We start from the raw sequence: 3,171 nt of genomic DNA, 5'->3' as shown, positions 1-3,171 counted from the left end.
TTCGAGCCCAGCAGGAGGAGCCACTTTTAAAGCCGCATCACTTGATGCGGCTTTTTTGTATCTGCTTTATACGTCATTTCTCACTTTCCCATTTATCTGCACTTCATTTCTAAACATCAGCGAACATTAAATCCTTTCTTCAAAAACACTTATTTCACGATAAAAATTTAATCCTCATCGTAATTTCAATACGCATTAGTATCCGAGCATATTTATCTTCACTAAGATGCCCGAGTTATTACATTTCTTCTTTTAGCTATGCCTTGCATAGTGATAACACTTTATTTGTGAGCTAAATATGAAACTAAAAACTCAAGCCTATTTATTATCTGCGATCATATTGCTAGCTCTCCTAGCTCTGACCGCAACGGGCTTATGGACACTTCGCGTCGCAAGTAACCTTGATAACAAAGCTCGAGTTACTGAGCTATTTAAAAGTGCGTACAGCATACTTACCGAAGTAGAAAAGATGGCTATCGAAGGCAAAATGCCGGAAGACGAAGCGAAAGCATTAGCCACTCGCCTACTTCGTAACAATATCTACAAAGACAACGAATACGTTTATGTCGCAGATGAAAATATGATGTTCATCGCCGCACCACTAGACCCTCAACTGCACGGAACCAGCTTCCATGACTTTAAAGATGGCAGTGGTAATAGCGTAGGCCAACTCATTCTAGATGTATTGGGGCACAAAACAGGTCAGATCGTTGAATATACCTGGAGCCAAAAACAAGCTGACGGCAGCATTGAAGAAAAACACTCGATAGCAGAAAAAACACCACACTGGGGCTGGGTTGTCGGTACAGGTATTGGCTTTAATGAAGTTAACGCACGTTTTTGGTCGACAGCACAATGGCAGCTTGTGCTGTGTCTGATTATCGCGGGAAGTATTCTAAGTGGCCTGATCATTTCGATTCGCAAAATGCTTAATCTACTTGGTGGAGAGCCTAACGACGTGCGTAAAGCAGTTCAAGCTGTCGCTCAAGGAGACATTCAGACCAGTTTTGATACTGTGGCACCGAGAGGAAGTATCTATCGTGCCGTGCAAGATATGAGTCAATCACTAGCTACCATGGTGACAAACCTAGAGAAGTCTATGCATGCACTGCGCGCAGAGTTGTTTGCCGTAGAGGCTCGATCAAATACGATTGCCGATCTTACCGTATCTCAGCAGCAATCAACGGCGATGATTGCCACTGCGATGACTGAAATGGCATCTTCAGCCAACCATGTTGCCAATTCAGCAAGCGACACCGCAAACAATACGGACGAGGCTGACAAACAAAGCCAACATACTCAGAAACTCATTCATAACACGGTTGAAAACATTCAAGGTTTAGCTTCTCAATTAAATACTGCGAGTAAAGCGGTCGCCGATCTAGATCAGGATGTAAATAATATTGTAAAAGTGCTCGATGTGATTGGTGATATTGCAGAGCAAACAAACCTATTGGCACTCAATGCAGCCATTGAAGCAGCACGAGCTGGAGAACAAGGCCGAGGCTTCGCAGTCGTTGCTGATGAGGTACGCAACCTAGCAGGACGCACACAAGACAGCACAAAAGAGATTCAGTATATGATCTCCAATCTGCAAGAAGGCTCTCGCAATGCCATTCACACAATGGAAATATGTGCAGAAACCAGTGAAAGCACTGTTACAGAGTCTAAGAATGCCTCTGAAGCTCTACAGCAAATTGTAACGGCGTTAGAATCTATCACCACAATGAGCCAGCAGATCGCTACTGCTGCCGCTGAGCAGACGCAGGTTAGCGATGATATTGCGCTACGCATAAACCTTATCGATGAAAGCGGAGGCCAACTCAACTCTGTCGTAACCGAGAGTCAATCAAGTACTCAAAGTTTAGCTTCACTAGCGAATGAGCTAGAAGGTTGGGTAAACAAGTTCTCAGTAAAGCACTAGTTTAAAGTCAATTGTTCAATAAAAAGCACGTTTTCAGACGTGCTTTTTTGTTTTTATCGCCTTTATTTTGCAAGTGAACACACTATCAATGTTAAAACATCGCTTAAAGCATGGCGCATTGCTGCTAAAAACGCATAAAAACAGCCCACTCCGAGCACAAATTCATCAAACGATATTTTATTTTAATTTTATTGTTGACCTGAAAGCCGAAAAGCCTTTTAATACACCTCGTCGCCCGGATAGCTCAGTCGGTAGAGCAGAGGATTGAAAATCCTCGTGTCGGTGGTTCGATTCCGCCTCCGGGCACCACAATTTATTAATTGTTGGTGCTTAGCACGAACAATGTTAAAGAATAAAATGTGCCGACTTAGCTCAGTAGGTAGAGCAACTGACTTGTAATCAGTAGGTCACCAGTTCGATTCCGGTAGTCGGCACCATTTATTCTCTTAGAAAGACAATTCCTCCTTAGCTCAGTTGGTAGAGCGACGGACTGTTAATCCGCAGGTCGCTGGTTCGAGCCCAGCAGGAGGAGCCAATTTTCATTATTAAGTTAATAACTTATTAATGACATTGTGCCGACTTAGCTCAGTAGGTAGAGCAACTGACTTGTAATCAGTAGGTCACCAGTTCGATTCCGGTAGTCGGCACCACTTATTAAAATTTGTTCCTCCTTAGCTCAGTTGGTAGAGCGACGGACTGTTAATCCGCAGGTCGCTGGTTCGAGCCCAGCAGGAGGAGCCATATTAGAAGAAGCCGCATCACTTGATGCGGCTTTTTTGTATTAGTTTAAAGCTAAGCTCTCTCCTACTACTCCATAACGAAATAACATAAGCGCTTTGATTATTAAAAACCGCTTACCGCAAGCTAGCTATCGACTCACTAAGTAACCAGAAAATATTAACCACAAACGCGTGTGGCAAATGGTATGCCTTTCAACTAAAAAAAAGCTAGGTAAAAACCTAGCTTTTTAATTCAATCGGCCATCTCTGAAATCAGCTTAAACCACCAAGACAAATATACTTTGTCTCCAGATATTCATCGAGTCCTTGCTTAGCACCTTCCCGTCCAACACCCGACTCTTTAACTCCACCAAATGGAGCCACTTCAGTAGAGATGATCCCTTCATTCACTCCAACCATGCCGTACTCTAAACCTTCACTAAAAGTCACAATACGCTTCAAGCTATTCGTATAGAAATAGCAAGCCAAACCATATTCTGTATCGTTCGCCATTTCGAGAACTTGATA

At 43.1% G+C, this 3,171-nt stretch carries 2 protein-coding genes and 5 tRNA genes; 6 read left to right on the top strand and 1 reads right to left on the bottom strand.

Features of this window, described 5'->3' with window-relative positions; genetic code table 11:
* The first annotated feature begins 298 nt into the window (after positions 1-298).
* From IQR33_RS00115 to IQR33_RS00090, 6 genes are all read left to right on the top strand, one after another.
* Positions 299-1,924, top strand: coding sequence for a methyl-accepting chemotaxis protein (locus IQR33_RS00115; protein WP_017635717.1), 1,626 nt, complete (start codon positions 299-301; stop codon positions 1,922-1,924).
* A gap of 233 nt (positions 1,925-2,157) precedes the next feature.
* Positions 2,158-2,233 (top strand) — tRNA-Phe (locus IQR33_RS00110).
* Between the two features lie 52 nt (positions 2,234-2,285).
* Positions 2,286-2,361: transfer RNA gene (locus tag IQR33_RS00105), tRNA-Thr, on the top strand.
* A 22-nt stretch (positions 2,362-2,383) separates the two neighbouring features.
* Positions 2,384-2,459 (top strand) — tRNA-Asn (locus IQR33_RS00100).
* 39 nt (positions 2,460-2,498) lie between these two features.
* Positions 2,499-2,574, top strand: a tRNA-Thr gene (locus tag IQR33_RS00095).
* A gap of 15 nt (positions 2,575-2,589) precedes the next feature.
* Positions 2,590-2,665 (top strand) — tRNA-Asn (locus IQR33_RS00090).
* Between the two features lie 251 nt (positions 2,666-2,916).
* On the opposite strand, the gene IQR33_RS00085 is transcribed toward IQR33_RS00090, so the two are convergent.
* Positions 2,917-3,171, bottom strand: a 255-nt coding sequence (locus tag IQR33_RS00085; protein WP_193843426.1) for an aldehyde dehydrogenase family protein, incomplete at its 5' end; no start/stop codon positions are given.

This window comes from Vibrio sp. OPT46, from assembly GCF_015163535.1.
Lineage (GTDB): Bacteria > Pseudomonadota > Gammaproteobacteria > Enterobacterales > Vibrionaceae > Vibrio > Vibrio alginolyticus.
Note: the sequence above shows the minus strand (reverse complement) of the source record. Positions and strands in the feature narration are given on the sequence as shown.